The 26,362-nt window shown below is 70.0% G+C and carries 22 protein-coding genes; 9 read left to right on the plus strand and 13 right to left on the minus strand.

Annotated elements, in window-relative coordinates:
- Positions 1–52: 52 nt before the first annotated feature.
- The 11 genes from Manayef4_RS19140 to Manayef4_RS19190 form a co-directional block, all read right to left on the minus strand.
- Positions 53–559, minus strand: coding sequence for an alpha/beta hydrolase (locus Manayef4_RS19140; protein WP_254665755.1), 507 nt, complete (start codon positions 557–559; stop codon positions 53–55).
- A 1,121-nt stretch (positions 560–1,680) separates the two neighbouring features.
- Positions 1,681–2,292, minus strand: coding sequence for a superoxide dismutase (locus tag Manayef4_RS19145; protein WP_011437204.1), 612 nt, complete (start codon positions 2,290–2,292; stop codon positions 1,681–1,683).
- 390 nt (positions 2,293–2,682) lie between these two features.
- Positions 2,683–3,162 carry a bacterioferritin gene (bfr, locus tag Manayef4_RS19150; protein ID WP_011437205.1) on the minus strand — a complete coding sequence of 160 codons (480 nt, stop codon included), beginning with the start codon at positions 3,160–3,162 and terminating at the stop codon, positions 2,683–2,685.
- 383 nt (positions 3,163–3,545) lie between these two features.
- The gene (locus tag Manayef4_RS19155) at positions 3,546–4,238 is read right to left on the minus strand and encodes an AIM24 family protein (RefSeq protein WP_011437206.1); all 693 of its coding nucleotides are present in this window, start codon (positions 4,236–4,238) and stop codon (positions 3,546–3,548) included.
- 100 nt (positions 4,239–4,338) lie between these two features.
- Complete coding sequence (locus tag Manayef4_RS19160; protein ID WP_108913494.1) at positions 4,339–4,917, minus strand: DUF5134 domain-containing protein; 579 nt, start codon at positions 4,915–4,917, stop codon at positions 4,339–4,341.
- 78 nt (positions 4,918–4,995) lie between these two features.
- Positions 4,996–5,232, minus strand: a complete 237-nt coding sequence (locus tag Manayef4_RS26785; protein ID WP_011437208.1) for a hypothetical protein — start codon at positions 5,230–5,232, stop codon at positions 4,996–4,998.
- Positions 5,233–5,337: 105 nt separating this feature from the next.
- A complete protein-coding gene (gene pruA, locus Manayef4_RS19170) occupies positions 5,338–7,080 on the minus strand; it encodes an L-glutamate gamma-semialdehyde dehydrogenase (protein WP_254665744.1) in 1,743 nt (580 codons plus the stop codon).
- 236 nt (positions 7,081–7,316) lie between these two features.
- Positions 7,317–8,246: a proline dehydrogenase family protein gene (locus tag Manayef4_RS19175; RefSeq protein WP_070132660.1), complete on the minus strand. Its 930-nt coding sequence runs from the start codon at positions 8,244–8,246 to the stop codon at positions 7,317–7,319.
- A 163-nt stretch (positions 8,247–8,409) separates the two neighbouring features.
- Positions 8,410–8,769 (minus strand): DUF742 domain-containing protein, encoded by a 360-nt coding sequence (locus Manayef4_RS19180; RefSeq protein WP_070132661.1) that lies wholly within the window; start codon positions 8,767–8,769, stop codon positions 8,410–8,412.
- Between the two features lie 67 nt (positions 8,770–8,836).
- Complete coding sequence (locus Manayef4_RS19185; protein WP_070132662.1) at positions 8,837–9,241, minus strand: roadblock/LC7 domain-containing protein; 405 nt, start codon at positions 9,239–9,241, stop codon at positions 8,837–8,839.
- Positions 9,242–9,343: 102 nt separating this feature from the next.
- Positions 9,344–12,355 carry a nitrate- and nitrite sensing domain-containing protein gene (locus Manayef4_RS19190; protein WP_254665746.1) on the minus strand — a complete coding sequence of 1,004 codons (3,012 nt, stop codon included), beginning with the start codon at positions 12,353–12,355 and terminating at the stop codon, positions 9,344–9,346.
- A gap of 422 nt (positions 12,356–12,777) precedes the next feature.
- Between Manayef4_RS19190 and Manayef4_RS19195 the strand changes: the two genes are divergently transcribed.
- Positions 12,778–14,154 carry an ABC transporter substrate-binding protein gene (locus tag Manayef4_RS19195; protein ID WP_070132665.1) on the plus strand — a complete coding sequence of 459 codons (1,377 nt, stop codon included), beginning with the start codon at positions 12,778–12,780 and terminating at the stop codon, positions 14,152–14,154.
- A gap of 36 nt (positions 14,155–14,190) precedes the next feature.
- Here Manayef4_RS19195 and Manayef4_RS26420 read toward each other — a convergent pair whose 3' ends face one another.
- The gene (locus Manayef4_RS26420) at positions 14,191–14,325 is read right to left on the minus strand and encodes a hypothetical protein (protein ID WP_256388625.1); all 135 of its coding nucleotides are present in this window, start codon (positions 14,323–14,325) and stop codon (positions 14,191–14,193) included.
- A gap of 315 nt (positions 14,326–14,640) precedes the next feature.
- Positions 14,641–16,110, minus strand: a complete 1,470-nt coding sequence (locus Manayef4_RS19200) for an HNH endonuclease signature motif containing protein (RefSeq protein WP_070132667.1) — start codon at positions 16,108–16,110, stop codon at positions 14,641–14,643.
- A 787-nt stretch (positions 16,111–16,897) separates the two neighbouring features.
- Between Manayef4_RS19200 and Manayef4_RS19205 the strand changes: the two genes are divergently transcribed.
- The 8 genes from Manayef4_RS19205 to Manayef4_RS19240 all read left to right on the plus strand — a co-directional run bounded on the left by Manayef4_RS19205 (position 16,898) and on the right by Manayef4_RS19240 (position 26,316).
- Entirely contained in the window at positions 16,898–18,190 is a 1,293-nt protein-coding gene (locus tag Manayef4_RS19205) for a bifunctional o-acetylhomoserine/o-acetylserine sulfhydrylase (protein WP_070132669.1), read from the plus strand.
- Positions 18,162–19,385, plus strand: a complete 1,224-nt coding sequence (locus Manayef4_RS19210; protein ID WP_083282565.1) for a homoserine O-acetyltransferase — start codon at positions 18,162–18,164, stop codon at positions 19,383–19,385. Before Manayef4_RS19205 ends, Manayef4_RS19210 begins: the two co-directional genes overlap by 29 nt.
- 128 nt (positions 19,386–19,513) lie before the next feature.
- Positions 19,514–20,461 (plus strand): MurR/RpiR family transcriptional regulator, encoded by a 948-nt coding sequence (locus tag Manayef4_RS19215; protein ID WP_070132671.1) that lies wholly within the window; start codon positions 19,514–19,516, stop codon positions 20,459–20,461.
- A 206-nt stretch (positions 20,462–20,667) separates the two neighbouring features.
- A complete protein-coding gene (locus tag Manayef4_RS19220) occupies positions 20,668–21,915 on the plus strand; it encodes an ABC transporter ATP-binding protein (RefSeq protein ID WP_070132672.1) in 1,248 nt (415 codons plus the stop codon).
- A gap of 103 nt (positions 21,916–22,018) precedes the next feature.
- A complete protein-coding gene (locus Manayef4_RS19225) occupies positions 22,019–23,398 on the plus strand; it encodes an ABC transporter substrate-binding protein (RefSeq protein ID WP_070132674.1) in 1,380 nt (459 codons plus the stop codon).
- Between the two features lie 5 nt (positions 23,399–23,403).
- Entirely contained in the window at positions 23,404–24,255 is an 852-nt protein-coding gene (locus Manayef4_RS19230) for a tyrosine-protein phosphatase (protein WP_011437222.1), read from the plus strand.
- Between the two features lie 104 nt (positions 24,256–24,359).
- Positions 24,360–25,223 (plus strand): metallophosphoesterase, encoded by an 864-nt coding sequence (locus Manayef4_RS19235; RefSeq protein WP_070132678.1) that lies wholly within the window; start codon positions 24,360–24,362, stop codon positions 25,221–25,223.
- Between the two features lie 103 nt (positions 25,224–25,326).
- Positions 25,327–26,316, plus strand: a complete 990-nt coding sequence (locus Manayef4_RS19240) for a sugar ABC transporter permease (protein ID WP_070132680.1) — start codon at positions 25,327–25,329, stop codon at positions 26,314–26,316.
- The last annotated feature ends 46 nt before the right edge of the window (positions 26,317–26,362 follow it).

Below are 26,362 nucleotides of genomic sequence, written 5' to 3' on the forward strand. Positions count from 1 at the left end.
GCGGCGACGATCACGACCCGCTGCCCTCCCCGGGCCGGCAGACCCGCCGGGGTCAGGCCTCGCGGAGGGACTCCAGGAAGAGCAGGGTCCGCGCGGCGACGCTGCGACGCCCCGGACCCGTCAGCACGTCGTGGCCGCCCGGGACGACCACGAGCTCCGCCCGGGACGCGGTGCGCGTCGTCATCCGGATCAGGGGTAGCGGGCTGACCTCGTCCTGCGCACCGTGGATGAGCAGGATCGGGAGGTCGGGCAGGGCACGCGGCAACGGTTCCTCGATGGCCACCCCCGCGACGGGAACCTGCAGGAGCGGCAGGCCGACCATGATCACACCGTCGGGACGTACCGCGGGGGAGGCGGCCATCGCCAGCGCCGCGAGGGCCCCCGTGTCGGAACCGAGGAGGACGAACGGGACACCCGGCACCCGGTTCTCGGCCACCGCGGGCACCMGGCGGCCACCGTCGGGAACGACGGTCACCAGGTAGCCGTCCAGCGCGAGCCGATCGGCGAGAAGGTGGAACGGGCCGGCCTGCTCACCGCGCCCGAGCAGCACCGCGACCACGGCACGCACGTATTCCCCGGGTGCCCCTCCGGAGGCGGGAGAGGCCGCCGGGAGCCGACGCGTCGACGGAACCGGGGTCGCGGCCGGGACGGCGGTGGACGCCGGAGAGACGATCGACGCCGGAGAGACGATGGGTGCGATGGGTGTCGCGGCCGGCCTGCCTGCGGTCGGCACGACGGAGTTGCCCCGCTGCGGACCGACGATGGTGCGGGCGCGGGACTGCCTGCCCGCCGCGGACGAGGTGGGCGAGGTGGGCGAGGCCATCCGTGGATCATCGACGGACAACTGAGTGGTCGGCGACGGCATCGGCGCCAGATCTCCTTCGGACGAAACGGATCGTCGCGGCAGACGGGCCGGACGTGCCGCGTGCGYGGCGTCGAGGTGACATCAATCGTTGATCTCGCCTCGGAGACTCGGTGAGGGTTTGAGGACGCGGAGAAGGCTTGAGGACGCGGAGAAGGCTTGAGGACGCGGTGAAAGCTCGCGGACGCGGAGAAGGCTTGAAGAGTGGGAGAGGGAAGGTGTCCGGCCCGCCGATGATCGGTCCGACGGCCCGGCGACCGGAGGGACACGCGGCTGCCGCACGTCGCCTGCCGGCGAACGTCAGGAGCTCATCGGGCTGCGGAGGATGCCGAACCGCTGGCCGCCCGCGGCCGGGACGGATCGCTCGGCTCGGGACCGCCGGCAGGCTCGGGACCGCCGGCAGATCAGCGACAACGTCGCCAGGACGACGGCGACGGGAGGATCTCGGACTGGCGTCGATCGGGCCGGAGCACGTCCACGAACATGTCTACTACCCTGCGTAGCGGGAAGGGAAGCCGTCAAGCCGTTCACGGTGTGTCGTACATCACTCCACGACACGCCGACCAGACGCTGACGTGACGTCGACCGAAAGGTGTCCGGTCGGCCGGACCGGCGGCAAGGTCAGCTGGGAAGCCGGCCGCGAAGCCGGTGACCGGACCTCGTGGCCCCCGCCCCGAAACACCGGAAAACGACGACAAGGGCACCGCCGGAGGCGCTGCCCTTGTCATGATCCGTACACATTTTTCGCGCACGTTTGATGATCAACTATCTCGGCTCTCCGGGCACGGTCCTGTGCCTCGGGGAACCAGCCCGCACGGTCAGGCCGCCGCCGCGCCCTTGGCCTTCACGAAACGGGCGGCCACGTCGGCCCAGTTGACGACGTTCCACAGGGCCGCCACGTAGTCGACCTTGACGTTCTTGTACTGCAGGTACCAGGCATGCTCCCAGGCGTCGAACACGAGCAGCGGGGTGTTGCCCACGCCGACGTTGCCCTGGTGGTCGTACACCTGCTCGATGAGCAGACGTTGCGCGGTGGCGTCGTAGGCCAGGACGCCCCACCCGGAACCCTGCACCGTGGTGGTCACCGCGTTCAGTTGCGCCTTGAAGGCGTCGAAGGAACCGAAGTCGGCGGCGATGGCCTCACCGAGCGCACCGTCCGGCTTGTCCCCGCCGTCCGGCGAGAGGTTCTCCCAGTAGATCGAGTGGAGAATATGCCCGGAAAGGTTGAAGGCGAGCGTCTTCTCCAGGCCCACGATGGCACCGAAGTCGCCCTTGTCGCGCGCCTCGGCGATCTTCTCAAGGGTGTCATTGGCACCCTTGACGTAGGTCGCGTGGTGCTTGTCGTGGTGCAGTTCGACTATCTGCCCGATAATGGACGGTTCCAGAGCACCGTAGTCGTAGTTCAGGTCCGGCAGCGTGTACGTCGCCACTAGCGCACGATCCTTTCCATTCATAAGGAATTCATCCGAGGAGTCCCCGCGTGGAGCTCTCGGAGGTCAGATGGGCGSTGCGGTGGAGCCGGCGGCCACCCGGGGCGGAGGAGGCGGACAGAACCTGGCGATGCTCATCGGCTCGCCCCTCCCCTCTCCCGCGGCACCGCCTCAACGGCACCCTGTGGACGGTCGGCTTCGCTGCTGCGATCCTCCGCGCGATCCCCCCGACTGGACACTATCGCCAGTCGGATGGGTCCTGCATGGCGAGACCCGACACCATGACACTCAAAGGATCGGCCCGTTCACATCGCCAACAACGGTGCGTAACGACGAGGAAACGAAAACGGGATTACTCCGCCATTCATCGCCACCATCCACTACCTTCCGCTACTCCTCATGGATCTGTTGGGCGAGGTAATGGGCCGCACCAAGCTGGGAGATCAGCTCCAGCTGGGCGTCGAGCCAGTCGATGTGCTCCTCCTCGGAGACGAGGATCCGCTCGAGGAGCACGGCCGATCCGACGTCGCCCCGCTCCCGGCAGAGTGCGACCCCCCGGCGCAGCAGGTCAACCGCCTCAAACTCCCCGGACCGGTCCACCTCGAGCTGCTCGGGCACCGTCTCCCCGATACGCAGCGTGTGCAGACGCTGCAAGTTCGGCAGACCGCCGAGATACAGCACCCGCTCGATGAGCTGATCCGCGTGCTTCATCTCGTCGATCGACTCGTGATAATAGTGCTCGGCGATCCGTCGATATCCCCAGTTACGTTGCATACGACTGTGCAGAAAATACTGGTTGACGGTCGTGAGCTCGTTCGTCAGCACGCTGTTCAGAAGTTCGATGATTTCCGCGTCACCACGCGTCACCATATAACCTCCACCTCCCGTCGGGCATCGCCGGCCGGACGTCGTTCGTCATCACACCGAGGGAGTGCCCCGTCCCACGCCGCTTGATCGACCCGTCGTGGCGCCTCAACCAGCGGCGATGACCTCCGACGGTCCGCGCGAGCCGACGGGCGGAACCTCCAGCGGACAGCACATCACACGGATACGGATTTCGCAGCGAACCTGAACCCGGACCCCTCACATCCGCATGAACGTAAGTGCAGGTAAGTTTTACTGTAGGATAGAAATCCCGCACAGAGGAAGCGTGCGGGCAGCGTGCGACGAACCGTCATAATCATGGCGTCATTCCCCCGCAGCGACTTCGCCCGACCAGACGAGCCCCTGCCGGCACGCTGCCGGCAGTCGGTTCAGTGCCGGTCGGTGCCGGTCCCGGCGGCCGGCGTCTCACCACATTGGACGACGACGAATCCCCCCCGACCGGAGTACTCGATCTGCGCGAGCTCCCCCGAACTACGCCCCACGAGGTTGCCTATCTTGAACGAGGAGACCACCCGGGTACGCACGCCCGCCGTCCAGGCGACCGCGGCATCCCGGTCGACGCAGACCGGCTCGTCCGTCGACAACACCAGGGGAGCGCCCAGGCACAGCACGGCGACGCCGCCGCTGCCGGAAACCTCGGTGTTGAAGATCCCACCGGCGATCATGGCGCCGATGCCGCCGGACGTCGTGGTGACCTTGTAGCGGATGCCGGACTCCAGCGCGAGCAGACTGCGGCCGTTGACCGTCAGGCTGTCGTTGTCGAGCGTGAAGACCGAGATGTGGCTTCCGGACTCGGCGAACCAGACGGTTCCGTGGCCGGCCACCCTCATCAGGTCCTGGCCCTCACCAGTCACCGCCCGCCGCAGGAATCCACCGACTCCCTGGCCCTTGTAGGCGAAGTCGACGCGGCCGCGATAGGCCACCATGGATCCCTGCTTGGCGTACATCTCGCCGCCGTCGAGGCGTACCCGCAGCATGCGATCGCCCTCTTCCAGGGCGAACGGGGGGCCCGCGGCGGGGCCCCCCGCGAAGGTGGCGAGTGGCTGGCTCATGGCCTCCATTCAACGCCCATCCATACCCGTTCGGGCCACACCGGTAGGAATACCGACGGGAATAAGGCGGGTAGACCGGCAGCCGCCCGTCAGGACCGGCACCCGTCCGTCAGAGCAGCATCAGCAGCATCGCGCCGGCCATGACCAGCCGGGACGCGGCCGATGTCGCCGGCGGCGGGTGGGTCACCCAGCCCGGCCTGACCCTGCGGACCAGCGGGCCACCGACAGCAGCCACCACCGCCGCAGCGAAGATCACCGCGAACCAGTCGGTCAGATTCGTCAGACCGGTCGAATCATCGACCGGCCACCTGCCCGCCCGGGCCATGCACGCCATCGCCAAGCCCTCGATGACGAGCATCGAGCAACAGGACCACCGCGACGGCTCGCAGGTCGGGTCCGTCAGGACAAGGAGGAAGAAGACGCCGGCCAGCGCCAGATAGGCGACGGCGAACACCACCGACGACGTCATCCAGCGTGGGCCGACGAACATGACGGCCATTCCCGCGGCCACCACCGTGTGCCCGATCTCGACCGGTGGGTACACGGCCCTCCGCCGGGCTCGCGCAAGCGCGCCGGCAAGACGTCCGGCGTGGAACATCGCCAGCAACGCGCAGACGGCCGCGGCAACGACGGCCACCGCCTGCGGTGGGGCCAGTGCGTGCGCCGCTGCCGGGTGGTGGTGTGTCACCGATCCGACGGCCCCCGCCGACCCCACCCGGTGACACCCCGATCCGCGGGCTCCCGTCCAGTTACGGCACGTCGCACGTCAGCTCACGCCCAGGGCAAGTTCGGCATCGACCAGTGCGGTGATGCTGCCGGCACGGGCCTCGTCGATGATGGCCTGGAGCTGTTCGACGCTCATCTGGATCCGCTGGCCGAAGTCGTCGGTCAGCACGATGCGCCGCTCCGCCGGAGCTTCGTGGTCGACGAAGAGCTCCGGGCAACCACAGTTGCATTTTCCGCAGAAGGTCAAAATGTGACGCCCATGAGTAGATCCGGACATGTCGCCTCCCGGGGTAGCGGACCAATCAGGAATATCAGTCTAAGATCCTCTCAGGGAAACGTCTGCGCGTTTACCGGATTCCGGGGGCACGGACACGGGGCGCAGTCAGGGGGCACGGTCAGGGGCCGGGGGACCCCCGGCGGAGTCGTCCGGCAGCCCACCCACGCCACCGCCGCCGGACGCGCCACCGCCGGACGCGCCAAAGGCCCCGGGCCCCATGTGGGGATACACGTGGTCGGCAGGCGGAGCGAGATTCTCCTTGATCACCCGTGGGCTGACCCAGCGCAGCAGGTTCTGCGCGGAACCGGCCTTGTCGTTGGTACCGGAACGGCGAGCGCCGCCGAACGGCTGCCTGCCGACCACGGCCCCGGTCGGCTTGTCATTGACGTAGAAGTTGCCGGCCGCGAAGCGCAGCACGTGTTCGGCGCGAGCGATCGCCGAGCGGTCGGTCGCGACGACGGCACCGGTGAGCGCGTAGGACGAGGTCCGATCGATCAGTGTCAGCACGTCGTCCCAGGCACCTGGCCGGTTGTCGTCGTAGACGTGAACCGACAGGATCGGGCCGAACAGCTCGCGGGTGAACCACTCCCGCCCGGGATCGGTGCCGAGCAGCACCGTCGGCCGGACGAACCAGCCGACAGCGTCATCGCACTGTGCCCCGGCGAGAACGGTGACGGTCGAATCGCTGGCAGCGCGGGTGCACGCGGCGGCCAGGCGATCGTAGGCGCGCGCGTCGATGACCGCACCGGTGAAATGGTCGAAGTCGCTGACGTCCCCCACCGACAGTGCCTCGGTCGCGGCGGCGAGTTCGGCGTCCAGGCGCCGCCACAGGCTTGCGGGCAGGTACGCCCGGGAGGCCGCCGAGCATTTCTGGCCGCTGTACTCGAAGGACCCCCGCAGCAGCGCGGTACGCAGCACGTCGACGTCGGCCGAGGGATGCGCCACCACGAAGTCCTTGCCACCGGTCTCCCCGACGATCCGCGGATAGGAACGGTAGCCGTCCAGATTCTCGCCGACCGCCCGCCACAGCCGGGCGAAGACGGCGGGAGAACCGGTGAAATGAACGCCGGCCAGATCCGGGTCGGAGAACACCACGTCGCTGACCGGTTCACCCGAACCGCCGACGAGGTTGATGACGCCGGGCGGCAACCCCGCCGATTCCAGCAGCCGCATCAGGAAATGTGCGGCGAACGCCTGCGTGGGAGCCGGCTTCCAGACGACAGTGTTCCCCATCAACGCCGGCGCGGTCGCCAGGTTCCCGGCGATGGCGGTGAAGTTGAACGGACTGACCGCGTAGACGAATCCCTCCAGTGGACGCAGATCCAGCCGGTTCCATTCCCCGATCCCGCTGGCCGGCACGTCGGCCAGCAACTCGGCGGCGAACATCACGTTGAACCGCCAGAAGTCGATCAGCTCGCAGGCGGCGTCGATCTCCGCCTGTTGGCAGGTCTTCGACTGGCCCAGCATGGTGGCCGCGTTCAGCGTGTCCCGCCACGGGCCGGCGAGCGCCTCCGCGGCGCGCAGGAGCACCGCGGCCCGTCCCGCGAAACCCAGATCCCGCCAGCCGGGGGCGGCCTTCTTCGCCGCGGCGACCGCCGCGGCCGCGTCCGCGTGGGTGCTCTCTCGCAGCGTTCCGAGCACCCGCCGGTATGCATGAGGCTGCACGACGTCGCGGGCCGGGCCGCCGCCGAGATGCTGGTGTCCCCCGATCGTGTTAGTCAGCTCGATGTGCTCACCGCCCAGCCGGAGCAGGGCCCGCCGCAGACTGGCACGTTCCGGGCTACCCGGGGCGTAGGAACGGGTCGGTTCGTTACGCGCGACCGGAAYCGTCACCGGTCCGGTCGCCACGCGCTCTGCTTCGTCCCGTCGCACGCTCCGTCCCCCGTCCAACCAGCCCGCGTCCCAGGCCCGCCCATAATCCCAGGCCCGCCGCGTCCCAGGCCCGCCCATAATCCCAGGCCCGCCGCGTCCCAGGCCCGCCCATAATCCCAGGCCCGCCGCGTCCCAGGCCCGCCGCGTCCCAGGCCCGCCGCGTCCCAGGCCCGCCGCGTCCCAGGCCCGCCGCGTCCCAGGCCCGCCGCGTCTCAGGCCCGACTCCGGAGCGCGCGGGCGGCAAGCAGCAGGTTCGTGGGTCTCTCCACCAGCCGCCGGGTCAGGTACGGCACGCAGTCCGCCCCGTAGGGCACATACACCCGCACCGTGGCCCCGGTCGACGCCAACCGCCGCTGCTCGCCCGGGCGTACCCCGTACAGCAACTGGTATTCGAAGGTCGCGGGCAGGCGTCCCWCGTGCTCGGCGAACCGGCAGGCGAGGTTCAGGAGGGCGGGATCGTGAGTGGCAATCATGGGATAGCCCGATCCRGTGAGCAGGATTCCCAGACAGCGGGCGTACGCGGCGGCGACGGCCGGACGTCCCTGGTAGGCCACGGCGGACGGTTCGCGGTAGGCGCCCTTGCACAGCCGCACCCGTGACCCGGCGGTGGCGAGGTCACGGCAGTCCGTCTCGGTGCGCAGAAGCTGCGCCTGCAGGACGGCGCCGACGAAGGGGAAGTCGCGACGCAGCTCCACCAGGGTGTCCAACGTCGAGTCCGTGGTGGTGTGATCCTCCATGTCCAGGGTGACCGTCGCGTTCGCCGCCGCTGCCCGCGCGCAGAGCTCGGCGGCGTTCTCGTATGACAGCTTGCGGCCGTCGCGGGGCACGGCCTGACCGAGCGCGGACAGCTTCACCGAGACGTCGAGACCGGCGGCGATCCCCGCGCGGTCGGCGAGGTCGAGCAGCCCGAGGTAGGCCAGCAGAGTGTCGGCCGCGTCCTGCGCACGGGTGATGTCCTCACCGAGYAGATCCACTGTCGCCAGGAGGCCGAGGTCGGCAAGTCCGGCTACCGCGGCGATCGCGTCCGTATCGGACGGGCCGGCGACGAAGCGATCGATGATCCCCCGGGCGAGGGGGGTACGTGTGACGAGCGCGCGGGTGAGCGGATGGCGGGACACGGGAGGCATCAGCTTTTGGATCATATCGATCGTCCCTCTGAGGCGACGTGACAGAATGAGCGCGATCCGAAGCTTCACGTAAGCTCAATGCTCTGTCCAGCCCAGCGGCGCGGAATGCCGCGCCGTCTCAGAGCGCGCCGTCTCAGAGCGCGCCGTCTCAGAGCGCGCCGTCTCAGAGCGCGCCGTCTCAGATGCGACGCAGGCCGGCGAGTACCCGGTCGAGCAACTCGAGCTGCGGGGCTCCCGTCGGCATGGTGAGCTGGGAGATCTCTACCAGGCGGTCCGCCGCCGCGTCGGCGACGAGCACGCGGACGACGCCCACGGGCAAACGCAGCTCGGCCGCGATCTCGATCACCGACTGAGGCTGCACGCACATCGCGACGATCGACTTCTGTTYGAGAAGCAGGACGGACAGCCGCCCGCGGCCGAGCGGTGTCGTGGTCACCATGGCCTCGAGCGCCAGCAGACGGGACGGGCGCGCCCGGCCGCGGGTCGCCGTGTACGGCCGCACAAGCTCGCCCGACGGCTCCACCGCGTCCCCGTTCACGTGATCACCTGATCACCTGGTCATAGGGGTATGGGGTCATGGGGGATGTCACCTGGTGGACACCTGGTCACACACTTTCGCGGCGGGCCGGGGTGAGCGCCTCCCGGGTCCGGGCGACGAGCACCGTCATCTCGTACCCTACGAGCCCGATATCGCAGGTGTTGGTGGCGAGCACGGCCAGATAGGACCCCTCCCCGACTGCCATGAGCAGCAGCGAGCCCTGGGCCATCTCGACGATGGTCTGGGTGACGTGGCCGCCGTCCACGAAGTCGGYGGCGGCCAGGGTCAGGCTGAACAGACCGGACGCGAGAGAACCCAGCCGTTCCGCCCGCTCCCGCGGGAGACCAGTGCAGACGGCGAGGAGATGCCCGTCCGAGGACGCGACGATCGCATTGGCCACGCCGGGCACGAAGTCGACGAAGTTGTTGACGAGCCAGTCGAGCGAGGGATGCTCGGGATCCGCGCGGGTCACGCGTCCTCCAGACTATGCGAATCAGACGGTGCGAATCAGACGGTGTGGTGTCCGCGCGCAGGCAGGAAGGGTGCGGATGGTCATCCGTCCCCGCCAGGCTCGTCAGGGGTCTCCCTTGACACCACGGGCATGGTGAACGCCTTCGTACAGTCGGCTCAGGCGGCCGCGGATCCGTTCGGGCGCCACCGTCTGCCGTTCCGGGGCCGGCGTGAGCGCCGCTGCCGGGCCGAAAAGGTCGGGACCGGCATCGGGGGGGCGAGCGGTCGCGGACCTGGACGGGGGCGTGCCCAACGGGTCCGGGCCGAGGAGCCCGTGGGTCTGCGGGGCGCGGATCGGCAGCCCGGAGGGGGTCCTGGGACCGTCTGGCCCGATGGGGGGATGGTCACTCACCGCCGCTTCGCCTGAGCCCGGTACCCCACCGACGGTTATCGCCCCGCCTGACCGTGTCGCCCCACCGGCCGCTGAGGGCTCAAGGGACGCGGGTGGCTCAAGGGACGCGGGTGGCTCAAGGGACGCGGGTGGCTCAAGGGACGCGGGTGGCTCAAGGGACGCGGGTGGGATGCGCTCCGCGGAACGCGACGGTGCCGGATCTCGCGTGAACCAGTTGAACTTCTCCTCGGGGACCTCGGGGACCTCGGAGGGCTCGGAGGGCTCGGGCGACCGCACCGCGGCGGCGCGCATCCTTCTGTCCGCCCCACGCTCGCGCCGACGACGGAGCGCGGCCACCGCCTCCTCTATCGGAGGCAGGGCGGCCCCGCCATCCGATCCCGTGGCGGCGCCCGGACGCGACCCGCCACCCGCCTCGGCCGCGGTGGGCAGGTCGGCGTCGTCGGCGAGCTCGTCAACGACGTCGAGATCGACACCGCGCGGCCGGAACCACTCCTCGGTCGGTGTGTAGGAGGTGTAGGAGCCGAGAGCGGCCGGCGGCGTATCGGGACCGCCGAGCGACCCCGCAGGCCCAGCAGGCCCCGCAGGCCCGTAACCGTTCAGGCCCGTCGCACCGGGCCCCGCCAGGCCGGGAGCCGCCAGGCCGTTGCCATGAGACGCGCTGCCATGAGACGCGCTGCCATGAGACGCGCTGCCATGAGACGCGCTGCCACGAGACGCGCTGCCACGAGACGCGCTGCCCGCGACGAGCAGCACGGCGGGCAGATGGACGAGCGCGCGAACCCCGCCGGTATCCGAGCGTGCCAGCCGCACCTCGATGTCGTGCCGCGCGGCCAGGCGGGCCACGACGAACAGGCCGAGGCGTTGGGCGATCGAGAAGTCGAACACCGGAGGCTCGGCCAGCCGCTGGTTGGCTGCGGTCARCTCCTTCTCCGACATCCCGAGGCCGGCGTCGTCGATGATGATGAGCAATCCGCCGTCGTCAAGGCGGGACGCCGCGAGGTCGACCGCGAGGTATGGCGGGGAGAACTGGGCGGCGTTCTCCAACAGCTCGGCGACGAGGTGGACGACGTGGTTGACGGAGTCGGCCGCAACCTGCACCTCCGGCACCTCGATGATCTGGATCCGTTCGTACTGCTCGATCTCGCCGATCGCGGCCTGCAGCACGTCACCCAGCGGTACCGGACCCGCCCGGCGCCGGCCCGGGCCGGCCCCCGCGAGCACGAGCAGGTTCTCGCTGTTGCGGCGCATCCGGGTCGCCAGGTGGTCGAGCTTGAACAGGTTCTCCAGCTGGAGGGGGTTCTCCTCGCTGGCCTCCAGCCGGTCGATGAGCGCGATCTGCCGTTCGATGAGGCTCTGGCTGCGCCGGGACAGGCTCAGGAACAGGGTGTTGACGTTGCGCCGCAGGCCGGCCTGTTCGGTGGCCAGCCGCACCGCCTCGTGCTGCAGCTCGTCGAAGGTGCGCGCGACCTCGCCGATCTCGTCGCGGGAGTCGACGGCGATGGACCGGATCGTCGTGTCGACCTGGTCCGGGTACGCGGTTTGCAGCTGCTCGATCAGGCGGGGAAGGCGCTCGTGGGCGACGTCGAGGGCGCCCGTCCGCAGTCTGCGCAGGGGGCCGGTCATCGTGCGCGCGATCGCCAGCGTCCACACGATCGCACCGGCCATGATAATGATGATCAGCGCGCCGAGGATGGCGGTTCGCTCCCAGGCGGTGGAGCGCAGGTCGCTCGCGGACCCGATGACGTCGTCGAGCAGTCCGGTCTCGACGGTGCGCAGCAGCTCGATGTGGGTGGTGCTGGCCGCGAACCACTGGTCGGGATCGATGCCGAGGTCGGGCAGCCGCTGACGCTGGATGRCACGGTCGGAGGTGCGCTTGACCGTCAGCACCGCCTGACCGTTGACGATCTGATCATAGCGGGTCCGGTCGCTGGGTCGGGCTGCGGCGCGGAACGCGTCCTGGGCCGTCTGCTCCTCGGCGAGGAGACCGGACATCCGTTCGGCGGCGCCGAACTCGAACCGGCCGGTGAGGGCCGCGGCGTAGAGCTGACCGCGGATCTGGGAGTTGATCTCCTTGATGGTCGACAGRTCATTGAGGACCGTGGTGGCGTAGCGGAGCTCGTCGTCGTCCCGGTCCTGCCCGATCCGGCGGTCGAAGGCGAGCAGGCGGCTGATCGTGGTCGAGTACTCGCTCAGGATCGCGCCGATGGGCAGCTTCCCGCCCCGGACGGCCTGACGCAGCGCGGGCAGTGCGGCGATGCTCTGCCGCACCCGCACGGACAGCGGGGAGGCCCCTCGGCCGAGACGGCCGGAGGAGGACCCCAGCGAGGCCTGGAAACGGGTTAGCACCTTGTCCACGACACGCTGCTCGGTGTTCAGCCGGTCGGCCAGCGCCCTGCTGGTCGGGGCGGCGCCACGCCCGCTCATGATGAAGCCCGCGGCGAGGTCCCGCTCGAGCTGCATCTCGTGCACCGCCGCGGTCACATCCCGGCCGAGCCTCGCCGAGGTCACCCCGTGACCGTAGCTGGCCGCGTCGGACAGCCAGGTCACGCCGGCGAGAATCGCTACCGCCAAGAAGGCCGCCATGGGCACCGCCAAGGCCGCGAAGAGCTTCCCGCGCACGGGGAGGTCGTGCAGGCGCAGCCGCCGCCACGGACGCGATCGGAACTCCCCCGCCCCGGTCGTAGCCACGGCGGGGGCCGCGGCCCCGGTCACGGTCACGGTCACGGCCCCCGCCGAGTGCCGCCGACGCCGCACCGGGGATGGCTGCTCCCGGTCCCCGGGTGTGCCCGCGCCACAATGCCGGCTCTCGGCAGAGGAGCCCGGCGGGTCATCCGCCGCGACCCGCCTTCTTCCCGGCTGGACCACGAGATCCGTACCTCTCGCCCTCTCGGATCGCCCTCTGGAACTGTCCCGCCAGGCCAGTCCCGGCCCTGGCCGGCAAAGACTATGCCTTGGCCGGCAAAGACTATGTGGGCGCCCGATGTCGCCGCCGGTGGGGTCGCCAGTAGGCTCGCCTGACGATTGGCCCCGTCAATCACCCGCGCTGCTGGACAGCCCGGCTGCGGTTGTTGTCCGACAAACAACTAGTGTCGCCGCTGGCCACTGCCAGCTTTCACTCCTCACCGAGCCGGGCATGCGGGAGCACGATGATCCACGGGTTTCGAAGCACGGTCGCGGGCCTTGCGCTTCTCTCCGCGGTCGTGCTGGCCGCCTGTGGTAGCGGTGGCAAAGCCGAGCCGGCCCGAGTTTCCGGCGAGGTCAAGATCGGACTGCTCGCCCCCATGACCCATGGCGATACCGAGACGGGGCGTGACGCACAACGCGGAGCAGAGCTCGCCAGCCGTCTCATCAACGCCGGCGAAAGCTGGGCGAGCGACGGGACCAGAGACCTCTGGGGGCCAGCCGGCCGGGCCCACCTTTCTGTTGTGACATTGGATACAAGTAGCGATCCGCGCCAGACCGCGGACGCCACGTCACGCTTGGCGACCGACCACGGCGTCGTGGGCATCGTCGGCGCGTTCACCCCCGACGCCACCCTGGAAGCCAGCCAGCGGGCCGAACGCCTGCGGATCCCGTTCGTCAGCGGGGGCCCGTCGCTGACGGCGCTGACCGAACGTGGGCTGAGCTGGTTCTTCCGGATCGGACCCGACGCGGCCGACTACGGCGGCGCCTTCCTGTCCCTGCTGCGTGACGCCGAGCAGCCGGGCCAGGAACGCCGACGCGTCGCCCTGCTCTACACCAACGACGCCACCGGCCTCGATATGCAGGCGACCGTGGCGGAGTTCGCCGAGGAGACCGGTTACCCGATCGTGGCGAGCGTGGCCTACCAGCCGGGTACGGGCCAGCCGGGTACGGGCGATCTGGCCGCCGCTGTCGGCGCCCTGCAAGCCACTGCACCCGACATTGTACTGACGAATATTTCTCCCGGTCAGGGCGCAATTCTGGGAAACACTTTCCGGGATGGTGGATACATACCGCCCGCGGTTGTCGTGTACGGCGACCCGGCGGAGGCCGCCCGACTCGCCGCGGTTCCCGAGTTCGCCGATCGGGTCAGCCGCCAGGTCGCCTGGTCGATGCCCATCGCCCGGGCCAATCCGCTGGCCGCGAGAGTAATCGACCGCTATCTGCACGATTTCGGGGCGCCGATGACCGAGAATGCGGCCGAGGCCTTCACCGCCATGACCACGATCGCGCAGGCAATCGATGACGCGGRCAGTACGGATCGTGAGCTGGTCCGCTCCGCGTTGACCGCCCTGAATCTACCCGCGAGTTCGACCATCATGCCGTGGAACGGCGTCCATTTCGACGGAACCCACCAGAACACACTTTCCGCAACAGCGATCGAACAGACCACCGGTACGACATTCAGAACCGTCTACCCCCGCGACCTGGCCACGACGACAGTCAAGTGGCCCGCGCCGGGGACGGCCGTGACGACTGTCGGACACCCATCATCGAGGGCGACGTCGGCGTCACAGTCGACGCCGGGGACCAGGACCAGGACACGGACACGGAACGAGTAGGTACCCGGATCGTTCTCCCCCTGACCCGTCCACGGATCACCTCGCCGGCGCGAGATCCGCCACCAGCACCGGATCGAGGCCGCCGGGGGTGCCGTCCGGCTCGGTCTTCTCCAGCCGGAACCGGGCCGYGCGTCCGTCGAGTTCGAGGACGGCGAGCACACCGCCTGCCACACCGGGCTCGGCGCCGTGGYCGCGGCGCCGTGGCCGCTGGGCGAAGCCGTCACCGGACTGCTGACCATGGTGGCGGTCTGGGCGACCCTCTCCCGGAGACTCCTGTACGCGAGCCCTGGAGCCGCCGGCGGCGCATACCTGGCGGCGCGCACCTGGCGGCCAGGTGGTGCTGGCGACGGCGCCACGCGAGCCACTCCGGGAAGTCGGACGACAGGCTCGTCGTGTAGCGCCGTTCACGGCAGCGCGAGCGAGGATATTCTGGAGGTTTTTGAGCTGGTCCTTCAAATTCGGACCTTCCTTCAGCTATGAGCCGGTCTATGCAACTGTTGCCGCACGGAGGAGATCGGAGGTATGTCGGCTGTAGGGGTTGCGTCGGGGTATCTGGTCGGAGTCGACCCAGGGCGGAGGGATGAATTCGGGCCGGCGATCGTGGCCGATTCGGACGATCCAGCCGTGATGGTGGATAAGCCTGTGATGATATCCACACAGTAGTACCAGATTGTCAAGTGAGGTTCTTCCACCGTCTATCCAATGACGAACGTGGTGAACTTCGCACCATGACGGCGGCCGATCACACCCCGGGAATGAACAGCAGACGTCTCGGGCGATGACGGCGCGGCGTAGGTCCGCGGGTGCKGTGCGGTGGGCCCGTCCGACGTCGAGGGGGACGCTCGCCGCATCGAAGACGACGCGGGTGACCGTGGCGTCACAGGCCAGCCGGCGCAGGACACTGGCCGGCAGGGGTTGACCCCAACTGGTGGTGGCGGGCGTACCTCCCTGGCCGAGTAGTGCCGTCCAGGAGACGGTGACGGTGAGGTGGGGGCGCACGCCGCCGGTGACGGGCAGGGCTGYGGTGGCGAGGGTGCGGTGAAGGAGGTCGACGAGGGCGTCGGCGCGGCGCTGTGCAGGTGTGCGGGGGTCGAGGGTGCCGTCGTCGGCGGGGCGGGGTTTGGCCAGCGGGTCAAGTGCGCTGCGTAGGAGCGCGGCGGCTTCGGCGTCGAGTTCGCCGGTGATACGGGTGCTACCCCCGGGCAGATCGGTGATCCACAGGCCGCGCCGATCCGCGGGGGCGTCGCCCGAATCCTGGTTGCCGTTGCCCGAATCCTGGTTGTCGTTGCCGGGGTTCTGGTTGTCATCGCCGGCCGGGCCCCCTGCGGGGCCGGGAGACGTGCCGGAGTCGGCGCCCTCACGGTCGCCGTTCTGGCTGCCGGTGTTGGCGGGGCCGTCGCCGCCGGGGCTGGTGTCGATGCGGGTGAGTTGTTCCCGCAGGTGCCGGCCAAGACGGRCCAGTTCGCGGGGGTCGAACATCCGGGCCAGCTCCAGCAGGGATGCCTCCGCCGCGGTGTACACCTGCGCGTCCAGGCCGCGGGGGAGAGAACGGATCGTCGTGCGGACCTCAACCGCCTGCTCGACCGTGATCGCGCCGGCGGCCAGGGCCGCACCGGTGGCACTCAGCGGTCCGTCCACGGCCAGGGCCAGGGCCAGATCGACCAGGCGATGGGCGTCCCCCGGCCGGATCCGCAGCCGTTCCCGCAGCAGCGCCGCGGTGCTGGTAGCCCCCTCCCGCACGGCCAGGTTCCGGCCGTGGGCCTCTCGCACCAGCGCGAGCCGTACCGCGGCCAGGCGGGCCAGCTCCACCGAACAGTCGTCCAGGGCGCCGTACAACTCGGCATCCGACAACGACCACACCGGCGCATCCAACAGGCCGCCGACCTGCTCGGCCACTACCGCCAAACCCGACGGCACCAAATGCTGCCCGAGGGCCGGGCCGGCAGTGATGGTCATGGATCAAGCGTAGATCACACAACCCCCGATGTCGAACTCATGTTCGATTGCCGTAACTAGGTGCTGTGGTCGTAGCGGAAATGAGGACCGGCGTGCTGGTGCGCGCCCTGCGCGAAGATCCCGGTCGCCCTCGGCTTCACGTGTATGGCCGGCGGCCTGCCGGCCGGGACCGTCCCCGCACCCCGCCCGGGCCGCCCTCGACTCCCCCGGCAGCCCGGGGCACGGCCTCGAGCACGGTCCAGAGCCCATCCCGCGCCTGCGATTGTTCACTTCTCCGGTGGAAAATCTGCACCCGCCGCGGACAACGACCCGACACGCTGCTAGCGTCGAAGCCGTGAGGTCGTATGCCGGATATCCGGGACGGTTGCGCGCCGCTCTGCGATGTTCGGGGGGATGCCCGAACATCGGTACACCGAATGGTCACCCATCCCGCACGGCCGCCTTCGACGGGCTGTGTCCAGGCTCCTGACCTTTTCCGTACCACACGATCTTAGGCATTCCGACCGGGCCCCGGGGAAGYGGCCCGGTTCGGMAGCCGGACCGTCCACCGCCGCACCGCGCGAGCAACCGTGAGGAACCGCGGACGAGGACAGCCATCGCGGATTAGTCGCAGAGRCATCGGTGCCCGGCCAGCGCCCCACGGCCGGCGCCCAGTACACCGCCGACACRCCGGCGCCCCACCGCCGACACCGCCAACACCGCCAACACCGCCAACACCACCAACACCACTGACACCACCAACACCACTGACACCGAACACCGACTTCGACCCGGGGAGAATCACCCTATGAGCACCGAGAGCTGGTCGTTCGAGACCCAGCAGATCCACGCGGGAGCCCAGCCGGACCCGGCGACCGGCGCCCGAGCCGTGCCGATCTACCAGACCACCAGCTACGTCTTCCGCGACACCGACCACGCCGCCGCTCTGTTCGCCCTCGGTGAGCCCGGAAACATCTACACCCGGATCATGAACCCCACTCAGGACGTCTTCGAGCAGCGCATCGCCGCCCTCGAAGGTGGGATCGGGGCGCTCGCGGCGGCGTCGGGGCAGGCCGCGGAGACGCTGGCGATCCTGAACCTGGCCGAGGCCGGCGACCACGTGGTCTCCTCGGCCAGCCTGTACGGCGGGACGTACAACCTGTTCCACTACACCCTGCCGAAGCTGGGCATCGAGGTCTCCTTCGTCGGCGATCCCGATGATCTCGAGGAGTGGCGGGCGGCGGTACGGCCCACCACGAAGGCGTTCTACGGGGAAACGATCGGCAACCCCCGCGGCGACGTCCTCGACACCGTCGGGATCTCCGAGGTCGCCCACGCGCACGGGATCCCGCTCATCGTTGACAACACCCTCGCGACGCCCTATCTGTACCGGCCGCTGGAGCACGGCGCGGACATCGTCGTCCACTCGGCGACGAAGTTCATCGGCGGCCACGGCACCGCGATCGGCGGCRTCATCGTCGACGGCGGCCGGTTCGACTTCGGCGCCTCCGGCCGGTTCGCGAACTTCACCACTCCCGACCCGAGCTACCACGGTCTAGTCTACTGGGACGCGCTCGGTCACGGCTCGTACATCGCCAAGGCACGAGTGCAGCTACTGCGCGACCTCGGCCCGGCGATCTCCCCGTTCAACTCGTTCCTGCTGCTCCAGGGTCTGGAGACGCTGTCGCTGCGGATCGAGCGGCACACCGCGAACGCCCGGCGGGTCGCCGAGTGGCTCGATGCGCGCGACGAGGTGAGTTGGGTGGCCTACCCGGGCCTGCCATCGTCGCGGTGGTACTCCCGGGCGCAGAAGGTGCTCCCCCGCGGCGCCGGCGCGATCCTGTCCTTCGGCATCGTCGGTGGCGCCGAGGCCGGGAAGAAGTTCGTCGAGGGGGTCGAGCTGTTCAGCCATCTGGCGAACGTCGGCGACGTCCGCTCACTGATTATCCATCCCGCGACGACGACGCACTCCCAGCTCACCGAGGCCGAGCAGACCGCGACCGGGGTCACCCCGGATCTCGTCCGCCTGTCGGTCGGCATCGAGGGGATCGACGACATCCTGGCCGACCTCGATGCCGGGTTCCGTGCGGCCAAGAGCTGAGTCGCGTGGCACCGGTGCGGCCCTTTCGGTCGAACCGGTACCGCCGACGGTCCAACCGATACCGCCGACGGTCCAACCGATACCGCCGACGCCACCGCCCGCCTCCGGGGCATGGCGCGCCGGGATCGACCCGGTGGGACGGCGCCGGTTCGTCGACCTGCCGGGACCGCTGCAGCTGGAACGCGGCGGCATCCTGCCCGGCGTGACGGTGGCCTACGAGACGTGGGGCCGCCTCGACGCCGCGRCCACCAACGCGGTGCTGGTMCTGCACGCGCTCACCGGGGACAGTCACGCCGTCGGCCCGCCCGGGCCGGGCCATCCCACCCCAGGCTGGTGGGATGGCCTGATCGGGCCTGGGCGGGCCCTCGATACCGATCGCCTCTTCGTGGTCTGTCCGAATGTGCTGGGCGGCTGTCAGGGCACGACCGGGCCAGCCAGTCCCGCGCCGGACGGCCGACCCTGGGGCGGCCGATGGCCCGAGATCACGATCTCCGATCAGGTCACGGTGGAGGTCGCCGTCGCCGACGCGCTCGGCATCCGGCGCTGGGCCGCGGTGGTCGGCGGCTCGATGGGGGGCATGCGGGCCCTGGAGTGGGCTGTCGGCCATCCCGACCGGGTCGACCACGCCGTGGTCCTGGCCTGCGGCGCGGCTGCGACGGCGGAGCAGATCGGGTTGTCCGCGGTGCAGCTTCGTGCGATCATCGACGACCCGGCCTGGAACGGCGGCGACTACCACGGCCGGCCCGGCGGACGCGGCCCGGACACCGGCATGGGTCTGGCCCGGCGGGTGGCCCAGATCAGCTATCGCAGCGAGGCCGAACTGGAGGAGCGGTTCGCGGATCGGACCCGGCCCGACGGGTTGTTCGAGGTCGCCTCCTACCTCGACCACCATGCCGGCAAGCTGGCCGCTCGGTTCGACGCCGGCACTTACGTCGCACTGACCCGGGCGATGATGACCCAGGACGTCGGCCGGGGGCGCGGGGGGCGCGCGTCGGCGCTACGGTCCTGCCCGGTGCCGTTCACCGTCGCGGGGGTCGACTCCGACCGGCTCTATCCCCTCCATCTGCAGGAGTACATCGCCGAGCGCGTCGGCGCGCCGTTGCGCGTCGTCCACTCGCGGCGCGGGCACGACGGGTTTCTGATCGAGACCGAGCAGGTCGCCGCAATCGTCCACGACGCCCTCCGGACGGCCTGACCCGGAACTGATTATCCGCACAGTTTATCCGCACGTTGACGGCACCGCGCGGCACTCTGACGRCACGGCGCGGCACGTTGACGGCACGGCACCCCGGCCCGTCACCTTGAGCGTGTATSAACCGCTGCATGGTGACCCCCTCCGCCGGTCCGCCGGGTGCCCGCCCGGGCGGGCTGTTCGCCACCATCCGCGCGGCCCTGCCAGGCCTGCTCCCGAGCGAGCAGCGGGTGGCCGAAGTGTGTCTGGCCCGTCCGGGGGACGTGGTCGAATGGTCCGCTGCGCAGCTCGCGGAGGCCGCGGGAACATCGACGGCCACGGTGGTGCGCGCCTGCCAACATCTCGGCTTCCGCGGATTCCAGCATTTCCGCGTCGAGCTCGCCCGGGAGAGCGGGGCCGCGGCGCTGCGCGGTGAGATCGGCCGAACGGACGCCGCCGACCCGGTCGAGCGCCTGGTGGACACCGTCTTCGGCGCGGCGACCGCGGTGCTCGMCGACGCGCTCGGCCCGCTGGACCGGTCCCGTCTCGCGCCCGCCGTGGACCTGCTGGACCGGGCCGACCGGCTGCTCGTCATCGGCAACGGCGGATCGGCTCCGGTCGCCCAGGACGCGGCGTTGCGCTTCCTGGGTATGGGCCGGCCGGCCGAGGCGCCGGGCGACTCGATCGCCCAGGAACTCACCGCCCGCCTGCTCGCGCCCTCGGACGTCTGCCTGGTTATCACGAGCAGCGGAGCGAACGAGCCGAGTCTGCGGGCCGCGGAGGCGGCCCGGACCGCGGGCGCCGCCGTCATCGGCATCACCAGCTACACGGCCGGTCCCCTGGCCGAGATCGCCGACATCAGCCTCGTGGTGGGGGCGCCCGACTGGCCCATCAGCTCGGACATGATCGCAAGCCGGCTGGCCTCCCTGCTGCTGCTCAACGCCCTGCAACTCGCGGTCGGCCTGCGCCGCACGGACAACCCGCTGCTGGCCGGAACCATCATGCGGGACGTCCAGGGCCACTCCGTGCGGGCGGAGGACGGCCCGCGGCGGCCCGCGGCGGATCCCGGCCTCGGGGCCGCCGATCCCTACGAGTTCTGACCGATGACCGGTCGGGTCAGGGGACGCGCGGACAGCTACGAAAGCGTCCCACCGGCAAGGCGCTTGGCCGGAGATTCGTTGCGGTAAGTGACTGTCCCCCGTTTCCCGACCGTCATGGACCATTCATCTCGGTACCCGAGACTGCCTCTGTAACGAGGAACCGGGAGGCAGGCGCGCTCCTGGAGCAGACGTACACGGGGTGCTGGGTGGCAGAAATCCGGATCGAGGGCCTCACGAGGCGCTTCGGAAACGTCCGTGCGGTGGACGACGTCTCCCTCGACGTGGCGGACGGCGACTTCCTCGTTCTGCTGGGACCGAGCGGCTGCGGGAAGACCACGCTGCTGCGCATGATCGCCGGCCTGCTGGAGCCGAGCGAGGGACGCATCATGCTCGGCGATCGCGACATCACCCATGTCCCCGCCCGACGGCGCGACCTCGCCATGGTCTTCCAGAGCTACGCGCTGTACCCGCACCTGACGGTCGAACGCAACATCGGGTTTCCGCTGCGGGCCGCGCGCCGCCCCAAGGCGGAGATCGCCCGGCGCGTCCGCGAGGTCGCCGACCAGCTCGAACTCGGCGGGCTGCTCCACCGGCGCCCCCGTGAGCTGTCCGGCGGGCAGCRCCAACGGGTGGCGCTCGGCCGTGCGCTGGTCCGTGACCCCCAGGCGTTCCTCATGGACGAACCCCTCTCGAACCTCGACGCGAAACTGCGCACCGCGACCCGCACCGAGCTCGCCGGACTGCACCGCCGGCTGGGCCGGACCTTCATCTACGTCACCCACGACCAGGTGGAGGCCATGTCGATGRCAACCCGCGTGGTCCTGCTCAACGGCGGCCGCGTGGAACAGGTGGGCAGCCCGACCGAGGTCTACGACACGCCGGCCTCGGTGTTCGTCGCCGGCTTCCTCGGCGCACCGCCGATGAACCTGATCGAGGCCCGGGTGGAGGCCGACGGCGACCTGCTGGCGGTCCGCGCGGACGGGCTGCGCATCCCGCTGTGGCCGGGCTTCGACGAACCCCGCGACGTCATCGTCGGTCTGCGACCCGAGAACCTGACGCTGTTGCCCGGCTCGGCCGAGTCGCCCCGCCCGGCCGAGCCGCCCCACCCGGCCGAGGCATCGACGGCATCACCCGGCTTGACGGCATCACCCGGGTCGACCGCGCAGATCGAAGGTGTCGTGACCACGGTCGAGAACCTCGGCAGCGAGGAGGTGGCCTGGTGCGACGTCCACGGTCAGGCCGTCGCGCTGCGTGGCCCCCGCCCGATCGGACTGGCCGCCGGTGACCGGGCCCGACTCACTGTCGACGTCTCACGGGTGCACCTGTTCGCTCGGGCGAGCGGACGTCGTCTCGCCTGGCGGCCACCGGATCCCCGGGAATCCCTGACCATCCCCGTGCCCGGCGCGCTCGCCGCATCCCCATCCCCCGCTTCGCCCGCGCCCGCCGCGGTCTGAGCTGCGACCAGACCAACCGGACCAGATCATCGCGATCCGGTCCGTCCGCCATCCCGTCGATCCCGTTGATCCCAACGTCCCGTTGATCCCAAGGAGCATCCCCGTGGCTCGACCACGCCTGCTGCGTGCCGCGGCTGGCCTCGCGTTGCTTGCGGCGCTCGCCTCCGCGTGTGCGACGTCCTCGTCCACACCCACGAGTACGGCCGCGAACGCCAGCACGATCCCCGAACTCTCCCCGGACCAGAAGGTCTCGATCGTCTTCGAAAGTTACAACCTCGCGAACGTCGGGACGTGGAAGCCGGTGATCGAGGGGCTGCTGCGCGACTTCCAGGCCGCGCATCCCAACATCACCGTCAAGGGCCAGCCGCCGCAGAACCTGGCYGGTAGCGCGAACAGCGGCGACTACGTCACCAGCATCAAGAACCAGGTGCTGGCAGGCAGCCCCCCGGACGTCGCCCAGATCACCTTCAACGCGCTGCGCTTCGYCGCCGGCAGCCTCGGCGCCCAGCCGCTCGACACGTTGGTCGGGCGGGAGGCCGTTCAGGCGAACTTCGGCGGCGAACACCCGTTCGCCCCGAAAGCCCGCACCCTCGGCGACGTTGACGGCAAGACCTACGCCGTCCCGTACGTCTTCTCCACCCCGGTTCTCTGGCTGAACAAGACCCTGTTCACCCAGGCCGGCCTCGACCCGGCCAAGCCGCCGAAGACCTGGGCGGAGGTAAAGACCGCGGCGCTTGCCATCAAGGCGAAGACCGGCAAGGACGGGGTCCTCATCGACTGTCTGACGAAGGTCGGGGACTGGTGTTTCCAGAGCCTGGTACGTTCGGYCGGCGGCCGAGTGATCTCCACCGACGGTACCAAGCTGTCCTTCGCCGATCCGCCGGGCGTCGAGGCGGTATCGATGGCCGCCGACCTGGTACACAGCGGCGTGATGCCGAACCTTGACCAGAAGCAGCAGGTCAAGGCGTTCAGCAGCGGTCAGGCCGGGATGCTGCTCGAAAGCAGCTCCCTGCAAGGGATGTTCATGGCCGGCGCCAAGGCGAACAACTGGCAGCTCGACGCCACCCAGGAACCCTCGTTCGGCTCGAAGCCGGTCATCCCCACCAACTCGGGAGCGGCACTGGCGATCTTCAGTAAGGACCCGGCCAAGCAGCGCGCCGCCTGGGAACTGATCAAGTTTCTCACCGGCGACCACGCCTACACCGAGATCTCCTCGAAGATCGGCTACCTGCCGCTGCGGACCGGCCTGATCGACGACCCGAAGAGCCTGCAGGCCTGGGCGAAGGCGAACCCGCTCATCAAGCCGAACCTCGACCAGCTCGCCCGGATCGAGCCGTGGGAGTCCTTCCCGGGTGACAACTACCTCCAGATCTCGGACACGATGATGACCGCGGTCGAAAGCGCCGTCTTCACCGGCAAGGATCCCGCATCCACCCTGGCCGCCGCACAGAAGCAGGCCACCAGCTTCCTGCCCCGGAAGTGACCGCCGTGCCCGTCGTAAGCACCGGGAGCACGGCCACCGCAGCGAGCACCGGGAGCGCCCCGGGCGACGGCGGGGCGCCGCAGGCGCGGCGCGTCCTGTCGCTGCCGGGCACGATCAACCTGCGCGACGTCGGCGGCTACCCGACTGTGCACGGACGCTCCCTGCGCTGGCGCACGCTGCTGCGCTCGGGCACGCTACGCGGGCTCGACGGCCGTGGGCAGGCCATCCTCGCGCAGATCGGGCTGCGCACGGTCATCGACCTGCGCGAGGACACCGAGGTGGCGCACGATCCGGACCAGCTCGGCCGGCTCGCCGCGACGCATCGGCGGGTGCCCGTCTACACCCTGCCGGTCGACCGGCACCAGACGGCCGGCGATCTGCGCAGCCTCTACGACCACGTCGTCGATCATCGAGGGGACCGCCTCACCGCGGCCATGCTCGCGCTCGCCACACCGGGGGCACTGCCCGCGATCGTGCACTGCAGCGCAGGCAAGGACCGCACCGGTCTGGTCATCGCTCTGGCGCTGGACCTCGCCGGGGTGCCAGCCGAGGTGATCGCGCAGGACTTCGCGCTGACCTCGTACTTCCTGCGGGACGAGGCCGCGGCGGCCGTCCAGCGCATCTCCGCCCTGATGTCCACCGACGGCGAGGAGCTGCCGGCCTCGCTGATGGCGAGCCCGCCCGACCTCATCCTGCACGCACTGGACCGTATCCACGCCCGGCACGGGGACACCCGCACCTACCTGCTCGCGCACGGGGCGACGGCGCACGCGCTGGACCGCCTCGTCGAGGCCCTGCTCGTGCCGGCGGAGGCCTCCGACGCCGGGCCGGACTGCGGTCCGCCGACCGCGGGCTGAACCCCAGCCGGTGAGCCGCAGGCCCGAAGTCCCCACCCCTCGGGCCTGCGGCTCACCCCATGCGCCACCCCGCCCGCCCTGAACCCCGCTCCGGAAGGATGTCCATGCCAATACTCCTGGACCCGACCGCGCACACGCCCACCCACATCCTGATCCAGATCAGTGACACCCACATCGTCCGCGAGGGTGAGCTGATGCACGGCAAGGTCGACACGTACGCCGCGCTGCGCACCGTGCTCGACCAGATCGAGGCGTCCACGCTGAAGATCGGCGCCCTGCTGCTCACCGGCGACCTCGCCGACCGCGGTGATCTGCTGGCCTACCAGCGGTTGCGTGACCTGGTCGAACCGGCGGCGGCGCGCCTGGGCACGCCCGTGCTCTACGGCGTCGGCAACCACGACTCGCGTGGCCCGTTCCGGGAGGGACTGCTCGGCGCGGAACCCACGGCGGAGGCTCACGACTACGTGCACTGGGTCGGTGACCTGCGGATCATCATGCTCGACACCACCGAACCGGGCGAGCACAGCGGCTTTCTGAGCACCGCCCAGCTGCGCTGGCTCGCCGACGAGCTGGCCACCGCGGCCCCTGACGGGACCATCCTCGCCCTGCATCACCCACCCGTGCCGTCCCCGCTCGCGATGGTGAACTCGCTCCTGCTCGCCGAGCCGCAGAACCTCGCCGACGTGCTCGCCGGCAGCGACGTGAAGATCGTGCTGGCCGGTCACGCCCACCACGCGTCCGCGGGCGTGCTCAGCGGCGTTCCGGTCTGGGTGGCGGGTGCCACCGCCTACCGGATACGCACCCTCGGCCCGGCCGACCGGATAACCGGCCTGGTGGGGGGCGAGTACACCCGGATCGACGTCTACCCCGAGGGGGCCGTCRCCACCGCGGTACCGATCGCCACCTCCGAAGTGGTCTACGACATGACCCTCGACGAGGTCGTCCAGCTCGCGGCGGATTATCACTGACCCCGTCCGGCACTGACCCCGTCCGGCACCGACCCCGTCCGGTGCGTCGGCCCTTCCCACGCCTCCGGACTTCCCGCGCCTCCGGAAAGGATGCTTCCGAACCGTGTTCGTCGAAATCGCCATCCCGGGGGCAGCCGGCGCCACAGTCCCCGCCGGTGCCGCAGTTTCCGCCGGTGCCGCGTCGCGCGTGCCGGTGCGGGCCGCCYGGCCGTCGCTGGCCCGGCGGATGCTCGCCGCCACCCCGCCCTACCTGTACCTGCTGCCCGGAGTGGCCAGCCTGGTGCTATGGACCTACAAACCGATCATCGAGGCCGTCCAGCTGTCCTTCTACCACTGGAACCTGCTGCCGAACTCGCCACGGACCTACGTCGGTCTGGACAACTACCGGCAGATCTTCACCCTTCCGCAGCTCCGGGGCGCCGCGAAGAACACGCTGTGGTACATCCTCGGCCTGGTTCCGTTCGCCATCGTTCTGCCCACCGCCATCGCGCTGGCCATCCGGGACCTGGGCGGTCGGTCGCGCACCGTCTACCGGGCGCTGGTCTTTCTGCCGATGCTGGTCGCGCCGGTCCCCGCCGCCGCGGTCTGGCGCTGGTTGCTGGATTCCAAAGGGGTGGTGAACCACGCCCTCGGGCTTGGTGACTACAGCTGGCTGCGGGAGGAGCGGACGGCGCTGATCGCCATCCTGGCGATCTGCGCGTGGCAGATCCTCGGCTTCGCCACCCTCGTCATCTCCGCCGGACTCACCGGCATCAGCAGTGATTACGCCGAGGCCGCCGAGATGGACGGGGCGTCGCGCTGGCAGGTCACCCGGTGGGTGACTCTGCCGATGCTGCGCTCGAMCCTGCTGTTCATGCTGCTGATAACCGTGCTGCTGTCGGGGCAGTGGACATTCCCACTGCTCGACGTGCTCACCCAGGGCGGCCCCGCCGACTCCTCGACCAACATCTATTACCTGCTCTGGGAGTTCGGTTTCCGCAGCCTGGACTCCGGTCTGGCCTCCGCGGCGGGCATCGCGTTCTTCCTCGTCTTCGCGGTGGTGGCGGCAGTGCTGGTCAAACTGGCCGACCGGTACAGCTTCGCTGACAACTGACCCGGACCCTCGGCGACCGGATTTCTCGACGCACCCCGGTCCCCCG

The sequence above is a fragment of the Frankia sp. CgMI4 genome (assembly GCF_001756285.1).
GTDB lineage: Bacteria > Actinomycetota > Actinomycetes > Frankiales > Frankiaceae > Frankia > Frankia casuarinae.